We start from the raw sequence: 20,520 nt of genomic DNA, 5'->3' as shown, positions 1-20,520 counted from the left end.
TTCGGAGCGTCAGGAGGCGGCCATGACCGAGTTCGACGGGCGAGTGGCATGACCACGATGGAAGGGCTGCTGCTGGCGGCGATCGTCCTCCTCGCGCTGATGGTGGCGGGGATGCTGGCGGTCGGCGTGCGCCTGGTGCGCCGGCTGGCCGCCCCCACCGCCCCGACCGGCCAGCCGCTGAGCGTGATCGTGGACGACCCGGAAGCCGTGGCCGAGCGCGAGCGCCAGCGCCAGACCCTGGTCGAGCTGCAGAACTCCGTCTCCGACGCGCAGACCGCCCTGGAGGGCGAGCGCCGCTCCGTGGCCGCCGCCCGCGCCGAGGCCACCGCCGTACGCGCCGAGAACGCCGCCGCGAAGGCCGAGGTGACCACCTCCCGGGCCGAGGCGCAGCGGGTGCTGGACGCGGCCCACGCCGAGGCCGACACCGTGCTGCAGCGGGCCCACCGGCAGGCCGAGGAGGACGCCGAGCAGGTCCGCTCGACCGCCCGGCGCACCGGCGAGCGCGAGATCGCGATGCTCACCTCCACCGCCAAGGACCAGGCCGCCGAGGCCGAGCGGCGGCTGCAGCGCCTCGACGAGCGCGAGCGTATGCACGCCGCCGAGGCCGAGCGGCTGGCCGAGCGTGAGCGCCAGAACGTCGAGGAGGCCGAGCGCCTCGCCGAGCGCGACCGCCGCATCGCCGCCGCCGAGGCCGAGCTGGCCAAGTGGGAGCTGGGCCTGCAGAGCAAGGAGCAGGAGCTGGCCCAGGCGCAGGAGCAGCGGCGCAAGGAGCTGGAGCGGGTCGCCGGGCTGACCGCCGACGCCGCCAAGACCGAGCTCGTCGAGACGATCGAGGTCCAGGCCAAGCGCGAGGCCGCGCTGCTGGTGCGCGACATCGAGGCCGACGCCCGGTCGACCGGCGAGTCCCGGGCCCGGCACATCGTGGTCGACGCGATCCAGCGGGTGGCCAGCGAGCAGACCGCCGAGAGCGTGGTCAGCGTGCTGCACCTGCCCAGCGACGAGATGAAGGGCCGGATCATCGGCCGGGAGGGCCGCAACATCCGGGCCTTCGAGACCGTCACCGGGGTCAACCTGATCATCGACGACACCCCCGAGGCGGTGCTGCTGTCCTGCTTCGACCCGGTGCGCCGGGAGGTCGGCCGGCTCACCCTGGAGAAGCTGGTCCTCGACGGGCGGATCCATCCGCACCGCATCGAGGAGGTGTACGACGTCGCCCGGTTCGAGGTCGAGCGGATGTGCCAGCGCGCTGCGGAGGACGCACTGGTCGAGGTCGGCATCACCGACATCCACCCGGAGCTGGTGACCCTGCTGGGGCGGCTGCGCTACCGGACGTCGTACGGGCAGAACGTGCTCAAGCACCTGGTCGAGACCGCGCACATCGCCGGGATCATGGCCTCGGAGCTGAAGCTGGACCCGGAGCTGATCAAGCGCTCGGCGTTCCTGCACGACATCGGCAAGGCGCTCACCCACGAGGTGGAGGGCTCGCACGCGCTCATCGGCGCGGACGTGGCCCGGCGCTTCGGCGAGAGCGACGAGGTCGTGCACGCGATCGAGGCGCACCACAACGAGGTGCAGCCGCAGACCATCGAGGCCGTGCTGACCCAGGCGTCGGACGCCTGCTCGGGCGGGCGGCCGGGGGCGCGGCGGGAGTCGCTGGAGGCGTACGTCAAGCGGCTGGAGCGCATCGAGGAGATCGCCGGGGCCAAGAGCGGCGTCGACAAGGTGTTCGCGATGCAGGCCGGCCGGGAGATCCGGGTCATGGTGCGGCCCGAGGAGGTCGACGAGATCGGGGCGGCGGTGCTGGCCCGGGACGTGGCCAAGCAGATCGAGGAGGAGCTGACCTACCCGGGTCAGATCCGGATCACCGTGGTCCGCGAGTCGCGTACGACCGAGATCGCCCGCTGAGCCGCAGACCCGGCGCACCGCCCGGGCACGGGAGAAAAGATCGCCGTTGGCGGTCAGAACGTGAGGTCGAACCTGACGTTCTGACCGCCAACGGCGATCTTGTCAGTGCGTGGGCGACGGGGGTGAGCCCGGTCAGGCGTCCAGGACGACCGGCTCGCTGGCGGCCAGCTCGGTCGCCGCGGCGGCGGGCTTGTGCGCCCGCACCCGGGAGACCCGGCGCTGGACGTAGGCGGCCAGCTGCGACAGCGCGTAGTTGATCGCGATGAAGACGGCGCCGATGATCACGTACATCTGGATCGGGTTCTGCAGGATCTGGATCATCTGTTGCGCGACGGCGAGGATGTCCTCGTACGTGATGATGTAGCCGAGCGTGGTGTCCTTGAGGATCACGACGAGCTGGCTGATCAGCGCGGGCAGCATGATCCGGAACGCCTGCGGCAGCTGCACCAGCAGGATGGCCTGGAACGGGGTCAGGCCGAGGGAGTCGGCCGCCTCACGCTGGCCGCGCGGCAGGCCCTCCATGCCGGAGCGGATGATCTCGGCGATGACCACGCTGTTGTAGATGCTCAGGCCGATGACCAGCGGCCAGAGCGGGTCGCTGATGCCGGAGATCCGCCAGGCGAAGAAGATGGTGACCAGCACCGGCAGGCCGCGGAAGACCTCGACGCAGAACCGGGTGATGCCCCGCAGGGCGGTGTTGAGGCCGCGCAGGGCGTAAGCGGCGGCCGCCGGCAGCCCGGCGTAGCGGCGCTTGGCCTGCTCCTTGAGCAGCATCCGGACGACGGCCAGCAGCGTGCCGGCCAGCAGCGAGCACACGATGGCCAGCGCGGCGGCGGTCAGCGTGGCGATGATGCCGAGCCGGATGCGCTCCCACACCAGCGGCAGGTTCGGGTCGGCGAGATCGACCAGCGGGCCCCACTTGACCGCGGTGAACTGGCCCTTGGCCTCCAGTGGCCGGTAGACGAGGTAGTAGGCGCCGGCGAGCAGCGCCACGCCGATCAGCACGGCGGCGATGGTCGTGCGGCGGCGGGTGCGGGGGCCGGGGGCGTCGTACAGGACGCTCGACTGGGGGCTCATCGGGCCACCGCCCGACGGTTCTCGACCCGGTCGATGAAGATGCCGAGCGGCACGGTCATGATGAGGTAGCCGATCGAGATGCCGATGAAGACGGGAATGATGGGGTTGCCCCCCGAGGACGTGAGGTTCTGCCCCGAACTGAACAGCTCGCCGGTGACGCCGAACGCGCCGGCCAGTGCCGAGTTCTTGATCATTGCGATGATGACGCTGCCCAGCGGCACGATGGCGGCCCGCCAGGCCTGCGGCAGCACGATCGAGAGCAGGTTCTGCCGGAAGGTGAGGCCCAGCGAGCGCGCCGCCTCGGCCTGCCCGGCGGGCACCGCGTTGACGCCGGAGCGGATCGCCTCGCAGACGAATGCCGCGGTGTACACGCTGAGCGCGATCACCGCGAACCGGAAGTACGGCAGGTCGATGCCGAGCCGGTCGAAGACCGACGACAGGCCGGGGACGCGCAGGAAGTCGGCGTTGGAGCCCAGCTCCGGCAGGCCGAACGAGGTCAGGAAGAAGACGATCGTCAGCGGCAGGTTGCGCACCAGCGTGACGTAGGTCGCGCCGGCCCACCGCAGCGACGGCACGGGAGAGATCCGCATCGCCGCCACGATGGTGCCGATCAGCAGTGCCCCCGTGGCCGACAGCACGCAGAGCTGGAGGGTGAGCCAGAACCCGCTGACGAACACGTCGGCGTTGTCGATCAGGACATCCATCGGCTCACCTCTCCAGCACTACGTCAATCGGGGTGGATCAGTAACGGTTCACGGCCGGGCCGGTGGGCACGTTCGCGTCGAACTTGCCCGCGGTGTCGGTCCACGCCTTGGCGTAGCGGCCGTCGGCGTAGATCTTCTCCAGCAGGTCGTTGATGAAGGCGCGGAACTTGGCGTCGCCCTTCTTCACGCCGATGCCGTACGGCTCGTCGGTGAACTTCGAGCCGGTCAGCTTGTACGCGCCGTTGCTCTGCGAGACGTAGCCCAGCAGGATGACGTTGTCGGTGGTCACCGCGTCGACCTGCTTGTTCTTCAGGGCGTCGACGCACTTGGTGTACACGTCGAACAGCACCAGCTGGGTGGCCTTGTCCTTGAGGAACTTCTCGATGTTCGTGGCCGGGGTGGAGCCCTGCACGGAGCAGACCTTCTTCGCGCCGTCCTTGAACGAGTCCGGCCCGGTGATCGAGCTGTCGTCCGAGCGCACCATCAGGTGCTGGCCGGCGACGTAGTACGGGCCGGCGAAGTCGATGCGCTGCTTGCGCTTGTCGTTGATGGTGTAGGTGGCGATCACCACGTCGGCGTCGCCCTTCTCCAGCACCTCTTCACGAACGGCCGACGGGGTCGCGATCCAGTTGATCTTGTCGGCGGAGATGCCCAGCTCGGCCGCGATGATCTTGCCGATCTCCACGTCGAAGCCGGCCGGCTTGCCGTCCAGGCCCTTGAGGCCGAAGCCGGGCTGGTCGAACTTGGTGCCGATGGTGATCTTGCCGGCGGTGCTCAGCTTCTCCATCGTGGTGCCGGCTTCGAACTTCGAGGTGGTCGGCGTGGTGCCGGGGTCCTCGCCGCCGCAGGCCGCCGCCCCGAACGCCAGTACGGACACGGCGGCCAGCGCCGCGAAACGCTTCAGACGCATGCTTCCTCCTCATATCTCCCGCCGCCGGAGGCGACGAAGCTCGTTACCCAACCCGCCGCGACCGGCGGCGGAGTCATCACCGGCCCGCCGGAGGGTCGCTCCGGGGGGCCGGCAGAAGCCGATCAGTGGGACAGCACCTTCGACAGGAAGTCGCGGGCCCGCTCGCTCTTGGGGTCGCCGAAGAACTCGGCCGGCGGCGCCTGCTCGACGAGCTGGCCGTCGGCCATGAAGACGACGCGGTCGGCGGCGGCGCGGGCGAAGCCCATCTCGTGGGTGACCACGATCATGGTCATGCCCTCCTTGGCCAGCGACGTCATCACGTCGAGCACCTCGCCGACCATCTCCGGGTCCAGGGCGCTGGTGGGCTCGTCGAACAGCATCGCCTTGGGCTGCATGGCCAGGGCGCGCGCGATCGCCGCGCGCTGCTGCTGGCCGCCGGACAGCTGGGCCGGCAGCTTGTTGGCCTGGTTGGCGATGCCGACCCGCTCCAGCAGCTGCATGCCGCGGGCGCGGGCGCTCGCCTTCGACTCGCCCCGCACCTTGATCGGCGCCAGCGTCACGTTGTCGAGGATGCTCTTGTGCGCGAAGAGGTTGAACGACTGGAAGACCATGCCGACCTCGCTGCGCAGCTTCGCCAGCGCGCGGCCCTCGGCCGGAAGCTCCTTGCCGTCGAAGCGGATGGAGCCCGAGTTGATCGTCTCCAGCCGGTTGACGGCGCGGCACAGGGTCGACTTTCCGGAGCCGGACGGGCCGATGACCACCACGACCTCGCCGCGTTCGACGGTGAGGTTCACGTCGCGCAGCACGTGCAGGTCTCCGAACCACTTGTTCACCGCGTCCAGCACAATGAGCGGTTCGTGGGACATGCCACCGTCCTTTCGGCGTTCGTACATCGTCGTCCCACCGACCTTAGGGCCGCCGAAGCGACGGGAACGGCGCTGGATGGTCACAGCCGGGTAACTTCCCCGGATTCCGTACCCGTGCCCGCGACCGGATACCCTGGTCGATTGAGATGACCAGTCAGCCTGAACCCCAGAGCGCGCCCGCCCGCACCTACGAGGTGCGCACGTACGGGTGCCAGATGAACGTGCACGACTCCGAGCGCATCTCGGGCCTGCTCGACGGCGCGGGATACGTGCGGCTCGACCCGGCCGCCGAGCCCGGCCGCACCCCGGACGTCGTCGTCTTCAACACCTGCGCGGTGCGTGAGAACGCCGACAACCGCCTCTACGGCAACCTCGGCCATCTGCGCCCGGTCAAGGACAAGCACCCCGGCATGCAGATCGCGGTCGGCGGCTGCCTGGCGCAGAAGGACCAGGGTGAGATCGTCAAGAAGGCGCCCTGGGTCGACGTGGTGTTCGGCACCCACAACATCGGCTCGCTGCCGGTGCTGCTGGAGCGGGCCCGCCACAACGAGCAGGCGCAGGTCGAGCTCCTGGAGTCGCTGGAGGTCTTCCCGTCGACGCTGCCGACCCGGCGCGAGTCGACGTACTCCGGCTGGGTGTCGATCTCGGTCGGCTGCAACAACACCTGCACCTTCTGCATCGTGCCCAGCCTGCGCGGCAAGGAGAAGGACCGCCGCCCCGGCGACGTGCTCGCCGAGGTCGAGGCGCTGGTCGCCGAGGGCGTGCTCGAGGTGACCCTGCTGGGCCAGAACGTGAACACGTACGGCGTGGAGTTCGGCGACCGGCTCGCCTTCGGCAAGCTGCTGCGGGCCACCGGGCAGCTGCGGGACAAGGGGCTGGAGCGGGTGCGGTTCACCAGCCCGCACCCGGCGGCGTTCACCGACGACGTGATCGAGGCGATGGCCGAGACCGGCAACGTGTGCCACTCGCTGCACATGCCGCTGCAGTCGGGGTCCGACGCGGTGCTCAAGGCGATGAAGCGCTCGTACCGGTCCGACCGGTACCTGTCGATCATCGAGAAGGTGCGCGCGGCCATGCCGGACGCGGCGATCACCACCGACATCATCGTGGGCTTCCCGGGGGAGACCGACGCCGACTTCGAGGAGACGCTGCGGGTGGTGCGCGAGTCGCGGTTCGCGAGCGCGTTCACGTTCCAGTACTCGATCCGGCCCGGCACGCCCGCGGCGACGATGGACGGCCAGGTGCCGAAGGCGATGGTGCAGGAGCGGTACGAGCGGCTCGTGGCCACCCTGGAGGAGATCACCTGGGCGGAGAACAAGAAGCTGGTCGGGCGCGAGGTCGAGGTGCTGGTCGCGGTCGGCGAGGGCCGCAAGGACCAGGCCACCGGGCGGATGTCCGGGCGGGCCCGGGACGGTCGGCTCGTGCACTTCGCGGTGGCGCCGGAGCAGGTCGCGCTGGTGCGGCCGGGCGACATCGTGCACACCGTGGTCGACTACGCCGCCCCGCACCACCTGAACTGCGACGGGGCGCTGGTGTCGCACCGGCGCACCCGGGCCGGGGACGCGTACGAGGCGGGGCGGGTGGCGCGTACCGCCGGGGTGATGCTCGGCCTGCCCACCATCGGCAGGCCGCCGGCCCAGCCGGTGCCTGCCGACTCCGCCTGCACCACCTGCTGACGTCCACGGGTGGCGTTGCCCCGCTCGGCCCGGTGCGCGAGGCGGGCGTGGTACGCGCCCAAGGTCGTTCGACTTGCCTGGCACATGGGTGAATGCGTGCTCAAGATACGCACAGGTGCCGGGCAAGTCCGGCGATCTTGGGCGCCGGCCCGTCGTGCCGACGATGCCGGTCACCGCGCCCTGGTCCGGTGGGCAAGTGGCCGGGCAGTGGGTCGAAGATCGCTGTTGCGGGCGAGCGGGCGAAACCTGCGGTTGAACCGCGGATCCTGACCCGAAACGGCGATCTTCGCCGGGAACCGCAGCGCCGCACCTGCGGTCACCGTTAAGAAGGGCACCTTCTACATCGCATAGCGATGGGAAGGTGCCCTTCCTTTGTTCGAAACGCGGGGGTGAGCAGCGACGATGATTCACGAAACGCCGCTAAGTCCGAATCCCGGTAGTCTCGGCTGAATCAAGTAATCTGTCGTGGTTTTTCCTCCATCTCCCCGGGAGACCGCATGCGAACAGGTGTTTGGCTGGTCGGTGGGCGGGGGTCGGTCGCCGTCACCAGCATCGTCGGAGCAGTCGCGCTACGTGCGGGCCTCGCCGAGCCCACCGGGTGCGTCACGGAACTGCCGCAGCTGCGCAGCCCCGCCCTGCCGGGCCTGGCCGACCTGGTGTTCGGCGGGCACGACGTGATCGCCACCCCGATCCTCAAGAAGGCCGACGCGCTCGCCGACGCGGGCGTGCTGCCCGGCCGGCTGGTCACCGCGCTGCAGCCGGAGCTGGCCGCCATGGACGCCGAGGTGCGTCCCGCGCCGCGCGGCGCGACCCAGGCCGAGACGGCCGCGCTGGTCGCCGCCGACATCGACGAGTTCCGCCGCCGCCACGAGCTGGGGCGCGTCGTCGTCGTCAACGTGTCGTCGACCGAGCCCGCCGCCGAGCCGCACGAGGCGCACGCCGCGCTCGACGTGCTGCGGGAGGCGCTGCGCGGCCCGGTGCCGGTGCTGCCGCCCAGCTCGCTGTACGCGTACGCGGCGTTCACGGCCGGGTGCTCGTACGTCGACTTCACCCCGTCGACCGGGGCCCGGCTGCCCGCGCTGGCGCAGCTGGCCCACGAGCGCGGGGTGCCGTACGCCGGGCACGACGGCAAGACGGGGGAGACCCTGGTCAAGTCGGTGCTCGCGCCCATGTTCGCGATGCGGGCGCTGGCCGTGCGCAGCTGGTCCGGTGCGAACCTGCTCGGCGGCGGCGACGGGGCCAACCTGGCCCAGCCCGCGCCGAACGCGGCCAAGGCCGCGAGCAAGCAGCGGGTGCTCGCCGAGACGCTGGGCTACCAGCCGCAGGGCGACACCCGCATCGAGTACGTCGAGGACCTGGGCGAGTTCAAGACCGCCTGGGACCTGGTCACCTTCCGCGGGTTCCTGGGCACCGCGATGCGCCTGGAGTTCAGCTGGCACGGCTGCGACTCGGCGCTGGCCGCGCCGCTGGTGCTGGACCTGGTCCGGCTCACCGCCGCCGCGCACCGCGCCGGGCGCAGCGGGCCGCTGCCGGAGCTGGCGTTCTTCTTCAAGGACCCGCTGGGCGACGTCGAGCACGGGCTCAGTGCCCAGTTCGACGCCCTGGTCCGGATGGTCGAGGGCCTGGCGTGACCGCGCTGACCGAGGCGCAGCGCGCCGCGGCGCTGCCCGCCGCCCGCGCCCTGCGCGCCGCTCAGGGCCAACGCCACCCCGCCCGCCCCGCCGACCCCCGCCAGCTGGCCGCCCGACCGGACTCCGCTGTCACGCATGACCCCCTCCCGACTCCGGTGGATCTTGTGCAGTCGATGTCGTCAGGACGACACGAAGTGCACAAGATCCACCGTGTTGACGCGCCGTCCGCGCCCGCGCGGACGCCGGGAGGCCGGGGGAAACCCGGCGCGGTGACACGCCATGACGGCGAGCCCGCCAGACGTGGCACAAGGGCAGGACATGCTGCCGCGCGCGGAGCCGGTGAGTCGGGCGGTCCGACGGCTGCCCGGCGAGCGGGCTCTCGCGGTGGCCGCTGGACGGCCGTGCTGCGGGCTGTGGCCGAGCTCGTGCGCGCCCCCGCTGCGCTGTCGGTGCCCGGAGACGTGATCGCCGGGGCGGCGGCCGCCGGGACGCTGAACCGGCGTACGCCGGGGCTGGCGGCGGCGTCGGTGTGCCTGTACTGGGCGGGCATGGCGGCCAACGACTGGGCCGATCGGGAGCTGGACGCCGTCGAGCGCCCCGAGCGGCCGATCCCCAGCGGCAGGGTGTCGCCCCGGGCCGCGCTGGGCCTGGCCGCCGGGCTCACGGCGGCAGGGGTCGGGCTGGCCGCGTGGGCGGGCGGCCGCCGCGGCCTGGCCACGGCCGTGCCGCTGGCGGCGACCGTGTGGGCGTACGACGTGAAGGCGAAGAACACCGCCGCGGGACCGGCGGTCATGGCCGCCTGCCGGGGGCTGGACGTGCTGCTCGGCGCGGCGGGCGGGCGGGCCGCGAAAGCGGTGCCCGCGGCGCTGACGGTGGCCGCGCACACGTACACCGTCACCGCGCTGTCGCGGCGCGAGGTCTCCGGCGCGGACGCGACGCTGCCGGTGGCGACGCTGGCCGGCACGGTGGCCGTCGCCGCGACCGCAGCCGGGGCGAGCCGGCGCAAGGGCTGGCGCGCCGTGCTGCCGGTGGCGCTGGCCGGCTGGTACCTGACCCACTACGGCCGGGCGCAGGCCCGCGCCGCCGCGCAGCCGGACGCGGCCCGGGTCCGCGCCGCCGTCGGCTCCGGGATCACCGGCCTGCCGACGCTGCAGGGCACGCTCGCCGCCCGCACCGGGGCCGGGGGCACCGGGCTCGCCCTCGCCGCTCTCGCGCCGCTGGCCCGGCGCCTGGTCCGGAGGATCTCGGCCACATGAACCTGCGCTTCGGGTACGGCACCAACGGCTTCGCCAACCACCGCCTCAGCGACACGCTGGCCGTGCTCGCCGACCTCGGCTACGACGGCGTCGCGCTCACCCTCGACCACCACCACCTCGACCCGTACGCCCCGGGCCTGGCCCGCCGGGTCTCCGGCCTGGCCACCCGGCTGATCGAGCTGGGCCTGTCGGTGGTGGTCGAGACCGGCGCGCGTTACCTGCTCGACCCGCGGCGCAAGCACGCGCCGACGCTGCTGCACGACGAGCGCGAGGTGCGGCTCGACTTCCTGCTGCGCGCCGTGTCGATCGCGTCCGACCTGGGCGCTGAGGCCGTGTCGTGCTGGTCGGGGGTGCGGCCGCCGTCGGTCGATCCGCAGCTGGCCTGGGACCGGCTGGTCGACGGCTGCGCCCGGCTCACCGAGGCCGCGTCCAAGGCGGGCGTGCCGGTCGGCTTCGAGCCGGAGCCGGGCATGTTCGTGCAGGACCTGGCGGGCTGGCGGGCACTGCACCGGGCGCTGGGCATGCCGCGCGCGTTCGGGTTGACCCTCGACATCGGGCACTGCCGGTGCCTGGAGCCCGAGCCGGTCGCCGACTGCGTGACGGCGGCCGCGCCGTGGCTGGTCAACGTGCAGATCGAGGACATGCGCCGGGGCGTGCACGAGCACCTGGAGTTCGGCGAGGGCGAGATCGACTTCCCGCCGGTGCTGCGGGCGCTGGCCGACGCCGGATACCGCGGCCTGGTCGGGGTGGAGCTGCCCCGGCACTCGCACGCGGCGCCGGAGGTGGCGCGGCGCTCGCTGACGTTCCTGCGCGCCGCGGCCGGGCAGTCCGGCGGCGCCGACCGGACCGCCGCCACAGCGGGGCAGCGGGCCCCGGGGCAGCGCCGCCCGGCCGGGGCGGTGCCCGCGCCCGAGGCGCTGCGGGCCGCGCTGGCCACGGTGGACGACGGCGGCTGGCTGGACGAGGCGCTGCGCAGGGTGGCCGCCGACCCGTCCGTGATCAGCCGGCTGTTCCCCGCCGCGGCCCGCCGCTGCGGACGCGCCGAACTCGGCGTGCCCGGCTGGACCGCCGACGAGGCGGCCCGCGCGGTGCTGCTGGCCACGCTGCCCGCCGACCGCGCGGCGGTGCAGGCGCGGGCGCTCTACCGGCACGGCGACGCGGCGGAGAAGCGGGCGGTGCTGCGCGCGCTGCCGCTGCTGCCGCTCGGCGCGAGCGCGGTCGAGCTGCTGCACGACGCGATCCGCACCAACGACACCCGGCTGGTCGCCGCGGCGCTGGGGCCGTACGCCGCGCACCTCGACCCGGCCGCGTGGCGGCAGGCGGTGGTCAAGTGCGTGTTCATGGGCATCCCGCTGACCTGCGTCGACGACCTGGACCACCGGGCCGACAGCGAGCTCGCCGCGATGCTGGCCGGGATCGCCGACGAGCGCCACGCCGCCGGGCGCGAGCTGCCCGCCGACGCGGCGGCGCTGCTGGCCCGCCTCAAAGCCGAGAAGGGGATCTGATGCGCATCTTCGACCCGCACGTGCACATGACCTCACGCACCACCGACGACTACGAGGCGATGGCCGCCGCCGGGGTGCGCGCCGTGGTGGAGCCGTCGTTCTGGCTGGGCCAGCCCCGCACCAGCCCCGGCTCGTTCGCCGACTACTTCGACGCGCTGATCGGCTGGGAGCCGTTCCGGGCGGGGCAGTTCGGCATCCGGCACTTCGCCACCATCGCGCTGAACCCGAAGGAGGCCAACGACCCGCGCTGCCGCGAGGTGCTCGAACTGGTCCCGCGCTACCTGGACAAGGACGCCGTGGTCGCGGTCGGGGAGATCGGGTACGACTCGATGACCCCGTTGGAGGACCTCGCCTTCGCCGCGCAGCTCGCGCTGGCCGTCGAGTACGACCTGCCGGCGCTGGTGCACACGCCGCACCGGGACAAGGTCCGCGGCACCCAGCGCAGCCTGGACGTGGTGAAGGAGTCCGGCATCGACCCGGGCCGGGTGGTCATCGACCATCTCAACGAGGTGACCGTGGAGCTGGTCCGCGACACCGGCTGCTGGCTCGGCTTCTCGATCTACCCGGACACCAAGATGTCCCCGCCGCGCATGGTGGAGCTGCTGCGCCGTCACGGCACCGAGCGCATGCTCGTCAACTCGGCGGCCGACTGGGGCCGCTCCGACCCGCTGCTCACCCGGCGTACCGGCGAGGCGATGCTCGCGGCCGGGTTCAGCGACGACGACGTGGACCGGGTGCTGTGGCGCAACCCGGTCGAGTTCTACGGCGCGTCCGGACGGCTCGACCTGTCGGACGCCGACGCGCCCGCCGACTTCGCCGGGAACTCGATCAAGCGGGGCGGCGCCTGATGCGGCTGGCGCACGCCGACGGGCAGACGGTGCACCTGAGCTACTGCACCAACGTGCACCCGGCCGAGGACCTCGACGGCATCGTGGCGCAGCTCGACACGTACGGCACGGCCATCCGCCGTGAGCTGGACGCCGACGTGCTGGGGCTGGGCCTGTGGCTGGCCGCCCCGGCGGCGTCCGCGCTGGCCGCCGAGCCGCCCCTGCGCCGCAGGCTCCGACGCGAACTGGACGCCCGGGGGCTGGAGGTGGTCACCCTCAACGGTTTCCCGTACCAGTCGTTCCAGGCAGAGGTCGTCAAGCACGCGGTGTACCACCCGGACTGGACCACCCCGGAACGCCTGCGCTACACGCTCGACCTGGCCGTGGTGCTGGCCGACCTGCTGCCCGACGACGCCGTGCGCGGCTCCATCTCGACGCTGCCGCTGGCCTGGCGCGAGCCGTGGGACACCGAGCGCGCCGGGACGGCCGGGCGGGTGCTGGAGGAGCTGGCCGACGGCCTGGCCGCCATCGCCGGGCGCACCGGCCGCACCGTGCAGGTCGGCTTCGAACCCGAGCCCGGCTGTGTGGTGGAGACCACCGAGCAGGCCGCCCGGCTGTGGTCCGGCATGGACGGCGACTGGCTGGGCGTATGCCTCGACCTCGCGCACCTGGCCTGCGCCTGGGAGGAGCCCGCCGCGGCGCTGTCCCGGCTGGCCCGCGCCGGGCTGCCGGTGATCAAGGTGCAGGTGTCCGCGGCGCTGACCGCCGACGACCCGGTCGCGGCGCAGGCCGTGCTGCGCGGGTACGACGAGCCGCGGTTCCTGCACCAGACCCGCGGCTCGCGCGGCGAAGCCGCCGACGACCTCGGCGAGGCCCTGGACCGGCTGCTGCCGCGCCCGCGCCGCACCCCGCAGCCGTGGCGGGTGCACTACCACGTGCCGCTGCACGCCGAACCGGCCGCGCCGCTCGGCAGCACCCTGCCCGAGCTGCGGGTGGCGCTGAAGGAGCTGTTCGGCGGGCCGACCGCGGGCTGCGACCACGTCGACGTCGAGACGTACACCTGGAACGTGCTGCCGCCCGCGCAGCGGCCGGTGACCCCGGCGCAGCTGGCCGCGGGCATCGCCGCCGAGCTGGCGTTCGCCCGCGACGAGCTGATCGCGCTCGGGCTGGCCCCGGGCGGCCCCACCGCACCGCTGGGAATGATGGAGCTGCAGGAGGTCCGCCCGTGGACACCGTGACCCCGCTGGTCGTGCTCGACGTCGTCGGGCTGACCTCCCGCCTGCTGGAGCACATGCCCCGGCTGCGGGCCGTCGCCGACGCCGGCTTCTCCGCGCCGCTGGGCACCGTGCTGCCCGCGGTGACCTGCTCGGCGCAGTCGACGCTGCTCACCGGGGTCATGCCGGCCCAGCACGGCATCGTCGGCAACGGCTGGTACTTCCGCGACCTGGGCGAGGTGCTGCTGTGGCGGCAGCACCACGCGCTGGTCGGCGGCGAGAAGGTGTGGCAGGCGGCACGCAAGGCCCGGCCCGGCTACACGGTCGCCAACATCTGCTGGTGGTATGCCATGGGCGCGGACGTGGACTGGACCGTCACGCCGCGGCCGGTGTACCGCGCCGACGGGCGCAAGGAGCCCGACTGCTACACCGACCCGCCGCAGCTGCACGACGCGCTCACCGCGGAACTCGGCACGTTCCCGCTGTTCCAGTTCTGGGGACCGGGTGCGGGCATCGCCTCGACGCGCTGGATCGCTGGGGCCGCCCGGCACGTCATGGCCGCGCACGCCCCGGACCTGACCCTGGTCTACCTGCCGCACCTCGACTACGACCTGCAGCGCTTCGGCCCGTACGGCCCCGAGGCCGCCGCCGCCGCCAACGAGCTGGACGGCGTGCTCGCCCCGCTGCTCGACGACGCCGCAGCGCGGGGGGCGACCGTGGTGGCGCTGTCGGAGTACGGCATCACGCCGGTGCGCCGGCCCGTGAACGTCAACCGGGCCCTGCGCGCCGAGGGCCTGCTGCGCGTGCACACCCAGGCCGGTATGGAATACCTGGACCCGTGGACCTCACGCGCCTTCGCGGTCGCGGACCACCAGGTCGCGCACGTCTACGTGGCCGACCCCGCCGACCGGGCCGTCGTCGCCAAGATCTGCGCGAACCTGCCCGGCGTGGCCCAGGTGCTCGACGAGCCCGGCAAGGCGGCGTACGGCCTCGACCACCCCCGCTCCGGGGAACTGGTCCTGGTCGCCGAGCCCGACGCCTGGTTCACGTACTACTACTGGCTCGACGACGCCAAGGCTCCGGACTTCGCCCGCCTGGTCGAGATCCACCGCAAGCCCGGCTACGACCCCGCCGAGCTGTTCTTCGACCCGGCCGCCCCGGCCGCCGCCAAACGCCGCGCCGCCACCGCCCTGCTGCGCAAGAAGGCCGGCATGCGCTACCTGATGAACGTCGTCGGCCTCGACGCCGGCGCCCGCGCCGTCCGCGGCTCCCACGGCCGCCTGCCCACCGACGCCGCCGACGGCCCCCTCCTGATCTGCTCCGACCCCACCGCCCACCGCGACGCCTTCGCCGCCACCGACGTCAAACCCCTCCTCCTCCACCTCTCCGGCCTGACCTGACCTGCGGGGGGAGGACCTCGCCGGCCCGGTGCGGCGGTCGCAGTCGGGCCGGCGAGACCTGGCGCCCATCCCGGCGATCGCCGGTGGATCGATGCAGGGCGCCAGGTGCCATGTTCCCGGCGCGTCCATTGTCCTAAACGGATGGACTCGCCGGGGCGGGGGTCAGGCGCAGGCCGCGCCGTTGAGACGTACGTTGCTCGGGGCCGGCGACGACGGCCCGGTAGCGGTGAAGCCGATGACCGCCGTCGCGTTCGGGGCCAGCGACGTGTTCCAGCTCGGCGCGGCGGCCGTGAACGTGGTGCCGCTCTGGGTGACCGTCGCGTTCCAGCCGTTGGTGAGCGCGACCCCGCTCGGCACGGTCCAGGTCACCGTCCACGGGTTGACGGCGCTGGTCCCCGTGTTGGTCACCCGCACCTCGGCCTGATACCCGCCCTGCCACGAGTTGGTGATCGCGACGACCTTGGTGCAGGCCCCGGTGCCGGGGCTCGGCGGCGTGGACGGTGAGGCCGACGGCGAGATCGACGGCGACGGCGAGGTGGACCGGGACGGGGAGGGCGACGGCGAGGCCGAGCGCGAGGGGGAGACCGAGGGGCCCGGGGTGGTCGGGTTCGGGTCGCCCGACGGCGGGTTCAGGTACGGCTGGAGGATGTTGTACTTCGTCTGGTTGATCGAGTACCAGTCGTCCAGCGCGATGCCGCCGGTGTCGCCGGAGTTCGGGTTCCACGACCAGTACGTGAACGACAGCCCGTTCTCGCCGATGTAGCTCATCAGCTTGGTCAGCCACTGCGTGTCCAGCGGGTTGGCCAGCGTGCTGCCGAACTCGCCGACCAGGATCGGGGCCACGTTCTGCTTGGCGAGCTTGCCCCAGAAGAAGTCCCAGACCGCGGGCAGGTTGTTCGGGAAGTTCGGGTCGCTGAACCACTTCTGCCGGTCGTACACGGAGATGCCGTAGTCGTGCGGGGCGTAGACGAGCCGGTTGGCGACGTTCAGCCGGACCGGCTTGTCGATCGCGGCGGACAGGTTGCCGCCCCACCAGTCGCAGGCCATCGGGTCGTCGGGGATGTTGTCCCACTCGTTGGCGACGCCGCCGGACAGGCAGCTCACGCCCTCGACGAAGATCAGCCAGTTCGGGTTGGCGGCCAGCACCGCGTTGCCGATGCGCTCGGCGGCCAGCCGCCAGTCGCGGGCCTGCACGTCGCAGCCCCAGCAGGCGCCGGTCGCGTTCGGGTCGGTGCCCTCGGCGTGCGGCTCGTTGAACAGGTCCGCCCCGATCACCGTCGGGTTGCCGGCGTACCGCTGGGCCAGCATCACCCAGTCGGCGATCATGCTGGCCTCGGAGACCGACGCGGTGTACCAGAGCGGGGTCTGCCCGGCCGCGGTCGGCCGGTGCCGGTCCAGGATGACCCGCATGCCCTTGCTGCCCGCGTAGGTGATCACCTTGTCGAGGATCTGCAGCGGCGAGTTGCCGACCAGGTCCGGGTTGGTGAAGTCGTTGATGCCCGTGGCGACCGCCCCGGCCTTGAGCGCGTCCCCGGAGTACGGCACGCGCAGGGTGTTGAAGCCCAGCGAGGCCATCCGGTCGAGCTGGCCCTTCCAGGTGGCGGGGGCGTTGGCCCACAGGCCGTGGAAGGTCTTGTTGTCGGTCTCCATGCCGAACCAGTTGATGCCGGTCAGGCGCACCGTGCGGCCGGTGCTGTCGACGATGTTGCGGCCGCTGGTGCGCAGGTAGCCGGTGCCGGTGTCGGCGCTGGCCGGTCCGGCGGAGAAGGTGATCGCCACGAGGGCGGTGGACGCGGCGGCGAGCGCGGCGGCCAGGGCCGCGGTGAACGCGGTCGTGCGAGTCTTCCAACGCATTTCGGATTGCTCCATCCACAACGGACGTGCGTGATCGGGAAATGCGTGCCTGCCCTGGCTCCGGGGTACATCGTGCACCGCCGATGGCGTACACAGCAAGGGGGCGGCCGCTCGCGCGACCGCCCCCTTGGTTCAGCTGTCAGCTCAGCTCGACTTCTCCGCCAAGGCCAGGAAGTTCTTCTTGCCGGCCAGGGCCTGCTCGGCCTCCTTGATGCGCTTGGCGTCGCCGGCGGCCTGCGCCCGCTCCAGCCGCGCCTCGGCCTCGGCGACCTGCTCGCGCATCTGCTTGAGCAGCGGGTTCGCCGACGGCTCGGTACGCCGCCAGGCGGCGTCCATGGCCTCGCGGACCTTGTCCTCGACCGCGCGCAGGCGGCGGTCCAGGCCCGCCACGTTCTCGCGGGGGACCCGGCCGGTGTCGTGCCACTGGCCCTGGATCTCGCGCAGCGCGTTCTGCGCGGCCTTCGGGTCGGCGTCCACGTCGAGGGCCTCGGCCTGGGTCAGCAGCTCCTGGCGGCGCACCAGGGCGGCCTTCTGCTCGTTGTCGCGGGCCGAGAAGACCTCGCTGCGGCGCGTGAAGAACGCGTCCTGCGCGGCGCGGAACCGGTCCCACAGCTTCTGCTCGGCCTCCTTGGAGGCGCGCGGCGCGGCCTTCCAGTCGGCCATGAGCTCCTTGAGCCGGGCCGCGGTGGCCGCCCAGTCGGTCGACTCGGCGAGCGACTCGGCCTCGGCGACGAGGTCGTCCTTGGCGGTCTGGGCCTGCTTGCGGGCGGCGTCGAGCGTCGCGAAGTGGCCGCCGCGGCGGCGGGTGAAGCTGTCCCGGGCGACCGAGAACCGCTTCCACAGGTCACCGTCGGTCTTCTTGTCGACCCCGCGAATGGTCTTCCACTCGTCGAGGATCTCCTTGAACCGGTCGCCGGTCGCCTTCCAGCTGGTGGACTCGGCGGCGAGCTTCTCCGCCTCCTCGACCAGCGCGGTCTTGCGGGCCACGGCCTCGACCCGGGCGGCGTCGCGAGCGGCCTTGGCCGCCCCGGCCTTCTCCTCGGCGAGGGTGGTCAGGCCGTCCAGGCGGGTCGACAGGCCGTCGATGTCACCGACGACGTGCGCCTCGTCCATGCCGGCGCGCAGCCGCTTGACCGTGGTCAGGGTCTGCGCGGCGTCCGCGGCCCCGGACTTGAGGCGGGTCTCGATCAGGTCGACCTCGGTGACGAGATCCTCGTACCGGCGGACGAAGTGCGCCAGCCCCTCTTCCGGGGTGCCGGCCTGCCATGATCCGACGGCGCGCTCGCCCGCGGCCGACTTCACCCAGACCGTGCCGTCCGCGTCCACCCGGCCATACGATGCCCAGTCGCTCATGATGTGCCCATCCTCGTTCTTCCCGACCGAACCCCGCCACTCGTGCGAGGTCGCCGCCACAGCGCAGTTGACCCGTTACACCGGGGAGAGTAGTTCGTCTCTCCTTCAGCATTGTCACAGGTCCGGCTGGACGCGCGGCGCGCGCCCAGGACAAGGTGACCTTACGGGGTCTGCGCCGACACCGCACCTGCTCCGCCCCGCTGCGCAGGGCACGATCCGATTACGGTTGTCCCGTGCGGGTGAACGAGACAGGTGTGAAAACGGACGCAACGGTGATCGCGGTCGTCGGTCCGACCGCGGCGGGAAAGTCGGCGCTGTCCCTCGCGCTAGCTCACACCCTCGACGGTGAGGTAGTCAACTGCGACTCCATGCAGTTCTACCGCGGAATGGACATCGGCACCGCCAAGCTCACCCTCGCCGAGCGCGAGGGGGTGCCGCACCACCTGCTCGACATCTGGCCGGTCACCGAGCCCGCCAGCGTCGCCGAGTACCAGCGGCTGGCCCGCGCGGCGATCGACGACATCCAGGGCCGGGGCAAGGTCGCGCTGCTGGTCGGCGGGTCAGGCCTCTACCAGCGGGCGGTGCTGGAGGACTTCTCGTTCCCGGGCACCGATCCCGACGTGCGCGCCCGGCTGGAGGCGGAGCTGGCCGAGGCCGGCCCCGGGCCGCTGCACGAGCAACTCCGCGCGGCCGACCCGGTCGCCGCTGACAAGATCCTTTCAAGCAACGGGCGCCGCATCGTACGGGCGCTCGAGGTGATCGAACTCACCGGAAAGCCGTTCACCGCCTCGCTGCCCGACCCCGTCCCGGTGTACCCGGTGCTGCAACTCGCGGTGGACCGGGCCGACCTCGACGTGCGCGTCGAGCAGCGGGTCGGCAAGATGTGGGCCGACGGGCTGGTCGACGAGGTGCGCGGGCTGCTCCCGGCAGGCCTCGCGGGCAGCCTGACCGCGTCGCGGGCGCTCGGCTACCAGCAGGTCCTGGCGTACCTTGACGGTAGGTGCACCGAGCAGCAGGCCCACGACGACACCGTCACCGGGACGCGCCGCTTCGTCCGGCGCCAGCGCTCGTGGCTGCGCCGCGACCCCTCGGTACGCTGGCTCGACGGCGCGGCCCCCGACCTGGTGGCGCAGGCGCTGCGGATGGTGAGGGAGACGCCGTGAAGTTCACCAAGGGACACGGCACCGGCAACGACTTCGTGATCATCGAGGATCTCGAAGGCACCGTCGAGCTGACGCCCGCCCTGGTCGCGGCCCTGTGCGACCGGCGCTTCGGCATCGGCGGCGACGGCGTGCTGCGGGTGCAGCCCTCGGCCGACCCCGCTGCGGTCTACTTCATGGACTACTGGAACTCCGACGGCTCGCTGTCGGAGATGTGCGGCAACGGCGTCCGCGTCTTCGCCCGCTACCTGCACACCACCGGCCTGGCCGGCGACGAGATCCCGCTGTCCACCCGGGGCGGCCTGCGCACCGCGTACGTCGAGGGCGACCTGGTCCGGGTCGACATGGCCCCGCCCGCGCTGCTCGGCGACTCGACCGCGGTCATCGACGGGGTGACCTACCCCGGCCTGGCGATCTCCATGGGCAACCCGCACCTGGTCTGCGACGTGCCCGCTTCCGTCGCGGCGGCCGTCGACCTGTCCCGCGCGCCCGAGACCGACGCGGTGCTGTTCCCGGCCGGGGTCAACGTCGAGTTCTCGGTCAAGCTGGGCGAGGACCACCGGCGCATGCGGGTGTACGAGCGCGGCTCCGGCGAGACCATGTCCTGCGGCACCGGCGCGACCGCCGTCGGCGTGGCCGCCCTGCACACCAGCGGCCGCGACACCGGCACGGTCACCGTCGACGTCCCCGGCGGCCGCCTCGAAGTGACCCGCGACGCCCGTACCTCCTGGCTGGCCGGCCCCGCCGTCCTCACCTTCACCGGCGAACTCGACCCCGCCGCCCTGGTCCCGCGCCCCTGACCTCGGCCCGCTCCCGGAACATGGTCCGCGGTCGCTCGCAGGCGAAACCCCTGAGGCCCGCGGCGGCGCAGTCGCATCCGCTGGTGTCAGGTATGGCAGGGTCCGCGGCGCACCTGCTCTTGTCGTGCTGAGGCCCGATGTGCGGTGCGTCTGCCTTGCGAGTCCGTTATGGGAGTTCTGCCGCTGGCACTCCGCGCCATGATCCGTTTTTGTGGACGATAGCCGTCGCTATGGCAGCACCCGGCGTCCACAAAAACGGATCATGATTACCGGACGGGCAACGCCGGCACCGGCCCGCGCAGTGTCCGTCGCGGCTCGGCTGTGCCGGAGACCTTGACCCGGCAGCCGGGGGAGCAAGGCCGCGACGCTCACCATGATCACT

At 72.5% G+C, this 20,520-nt stretch carries 16 protein-coding genes; 10 read left to right on the top strand and 6 right to left on the bottom strand.

What is annotated here, in order from left to right; translation table 11 throughout:
* The first annotated feature begins 48 nt into the window (after window positions 1-48).
* Window positions 49-1,905 (top strand): ribonuclease Y, encoded by a 1,857-nt coding sequence (gene rny / locus Cco03nite_RS21225; protein WP_203693907.1) that lies wholly within the window; start codon window positions 49-51, stop codon window positions 1,903-1,905.
* A gap of 132 nt (window positions 1,906-2,037) precedes the next feature.
* Here rny and Cco03nite_RS21220 read toward each other — a convergent pair whose 3' ends face one another.
* The 4 genes from Cco03nite_RS21220 to Cco03nite_RS21205 all read right to left on the bottom strand — a co-directional run bounded on the left by Cco03nite_RS21220 (window position 2,038) and on the right by Cco03nite_RS21205 (window position 5,462).
* Window positions 2,038-2,982, bottom strand: coding sequence for an amino acid ABC transporter permease (locus tag Cco03nite_RS21220; protein ID WP_203693906.1), 945 nt, complete (start codon window positions 2,980-2,982; stop codon window positions 2,038-2,040).
* Window positions 2,979-3,686, bottom strand: coding sequence for an amino acid ABC transporter permease (locus Cco03nite_RS21215; RefSeq protein ID WP_203693905.1), 708 nt, complete (start codon window positions 3,684-3,686; stop codon window positions 2,979-2,981). Before Cco03nite_RS21215 ends, Cco03nite_RS21220 begins: the two co-directional genes overlap by 4 nt.
* A 37-nt stretch (window positions 3,687-3,723) precedes the next feature.
* The gene (locus Cco03nite_RS21210; protein ID WP_203693904.1) at window positions 3,724-4,596 is read right to left on the bottom strand and encodes a glutamate ABC transporter substrate-binding protein; all 873 of its coding nucleotides are present in this window, start codon (window positions 4,594-4,596) and stop codon (window positions 3,724-3,726) included.
* Between the two features lie 122 nt (window positions 4,597-4,718).
* Window positions 4,719-5,462 carry an amino acid ABC transporter ATP-binding protein gene (locus tag Cco03nite_RS21205; RefSeq protein WP_203693903.1) on the bottom strand — a complete coding sequence of 248 codons (744 nt, stop codon included), beginning with the start codon at window positions 5,460-5,462 and terminating at the stop codon, window positions 4,719-4,721.
* 146 nt (window positions 5,463-5,608) lie between these two features.
* Here Cco03nite_RS21205 and miaB point away from each other — a divergent pair, with 146 nt between their 5' ends.
* The 7 genes from miaB (at window position 5,609) to Cco03nite_RS21165 (ending at window position 14,971) form a co-directional block, all read left to right on the top strand.
* Complete coding sequence (gene miaB / locus Cco03nite_RS21200) at window positions 5,609-7,138, top strand: tRNA (N6-isopentenyl adenosine(37)-C2)-methylthiotransferase MiaB (protein ID WP_203693902.1); 1,530 nt, start codon at window positions 5,609-5,611, stop codon at window positions 7,136-7,138.
* Between the two features lie 497 nt (window positions 7,139-7,635).
* Window positions 7,636-8,769: an inositol-3-phosphate synthase gene (locus tag Cco03nite_RS21195; RefSeq protein WP_203693901.1), complete on the top strand. Its 1,134-nt coding sequence runs from the start codon at window positions 7,636-7,638 to the stop codon at window positions 8,767-8,769.
* A 404-nt stretch (window positions 8,770-9,173) separates the two neighbouring features.
* On the top strand, window positions 9,174-10,025 hold the full coding sequence (locus Cco03nite_RS21190; RefSeq protein WP_373314289.1) for an SCO3242 family prenyltransferase: 852 nt from the start codon (window positions 9,174-9,176) through the stop codon (window positions 10,023-10,025).
* On the top strand, window positions 10,022-11,530 hold the full coding sequence (locus tag Cco03nite_RS43080) for an EboA domain-containing protein (protein WP_308440661.1): 1,509 nt from the start codon (window positions 10,022-10,024) through the stop codon (window positions 11,528-11,530). The genes Cco03nite_RS21190 and Cco03nite_RS43080 overlap by 4 nt, the downstream gene beginning before the upstream one ends.
* Window positions 11,530-12,378, top strand: a complete 849-nt coding sequence (locus tag Cco03nite_RS21175; protein WP_203693900.1) for a TatD family hydrolase — start codon at window positions 11,530-11,532, stop codon at window positions 12,376-12,378. Before Cco03nite_RS43080 ends, Cco03nite_RS21175 begins: the two co-directional genes overlap by 1 nt.
* Window positions 12,378-13,595, top strand: coding sequence for a metabolite traffic protein EboE (gene eboE / locus Cco03nite_RS21170; RefSeq protein WP_203693899.1), 1,218 nt, complete (start codon window positions 12,378-12,380; stop codon window positions 13,593-13,595). Before Cco03nite_RS21175 ends, eboE begins: the two co-directional genes overlap by 1 nt.
* On the top strand, window positions 13,583-14,971 hold the full coding sequence (locus Cco03nite_RS21165; protein ID WP_275412066.1) for an alkaline phosphatase family protein: 1,389 nt from the start codon (window positions 13,583-13,585) through the stop codon (window positions 14,969-14,971). Before eboE ends, Cco03nite_RS21165 begins: the two co-directional genes overlap by 13 nt.
* A 162-nt stretch (window positions 14,972-15,133) precedes the next feature.
* Here the strand turns inward: Cco03nite_RS21165 and Cco03nite_RS21160 are convergent, their stop codons facing one another.
* Both Cco03nite_RS21160 and Cco03nite_RS21155 read right to left on the bottom strand, forming a co-directional pair.
* Window positions 15,134-16,825: a cellulase family glycosylhydrolase gene (locus tag Cco03nite_RS21160; protein WP_203693898.1), complete on the bottom strand. Its 1,692-nt coding sequence runs from the start codon at window positions 16,823-16,825 to the stop codon at window positions 15,134-15,136.
* A gap of 144 nt (window positions 16,826-16,969) precedes the next feature.
* Complete coding sequence (locus Cco03nite_RS21155) at window positions 16,970-18,178, bottom strand: DUF349 domain-containing protein (protein WP_203693897.1); 1,209 nt, start codon at window positions 18,176-18,178, stop codon at window positions 16,970-16,972.
* Window positions 18,179-18,432: 254 nt separating this feature from the next.
* Between Cco03nite_RS21155 and miaA the strand changes: the two genes are divergently transcribed.
* Window positions 18,433-19,341 (top strand): tRNA (adenosine(37)-N6)-dimethylallyltransferase MiaA, encoded by a 909-nt coding sequence (gene miaA, locus Cco03nite_RS21150; RefSeq protein WP_239167531.1) that lies wholly within the window; start codon window positions 18,433-18,435, stop codon window positions 19,339-19,341.
* A complete protein-coding gene (gene dapF / locus Cco03nite_RS21145) occupies window positions 19,338-20,138 on the top strand; it encodes a diaminopimelate epimerase (protein WP_203693895.1) in 801 nt (266 codons plus the stop codon). Before miaA ends, dapF begins: the two co-directional genes overlap by 4 nt.
* Window positions 20,139-20,520 lie beyond the last annotated feature (382 nt).

The sequence above is a fragment of the Catellatospora coxensis genome, assembly GCF_016862635.1.
In the GTDB taxonomy this organism is placed as follows: Bacteria; Actinomycetota; Actinomycetes; order Mycobacteriales; family Micromonosporaceae; genus Catellatospora; species Catellatospora coxensis.
Note: the sequence above shows the minus strand (reverse complement) of the source record. Positions and strands in the feature narration are given on the sequence as shown.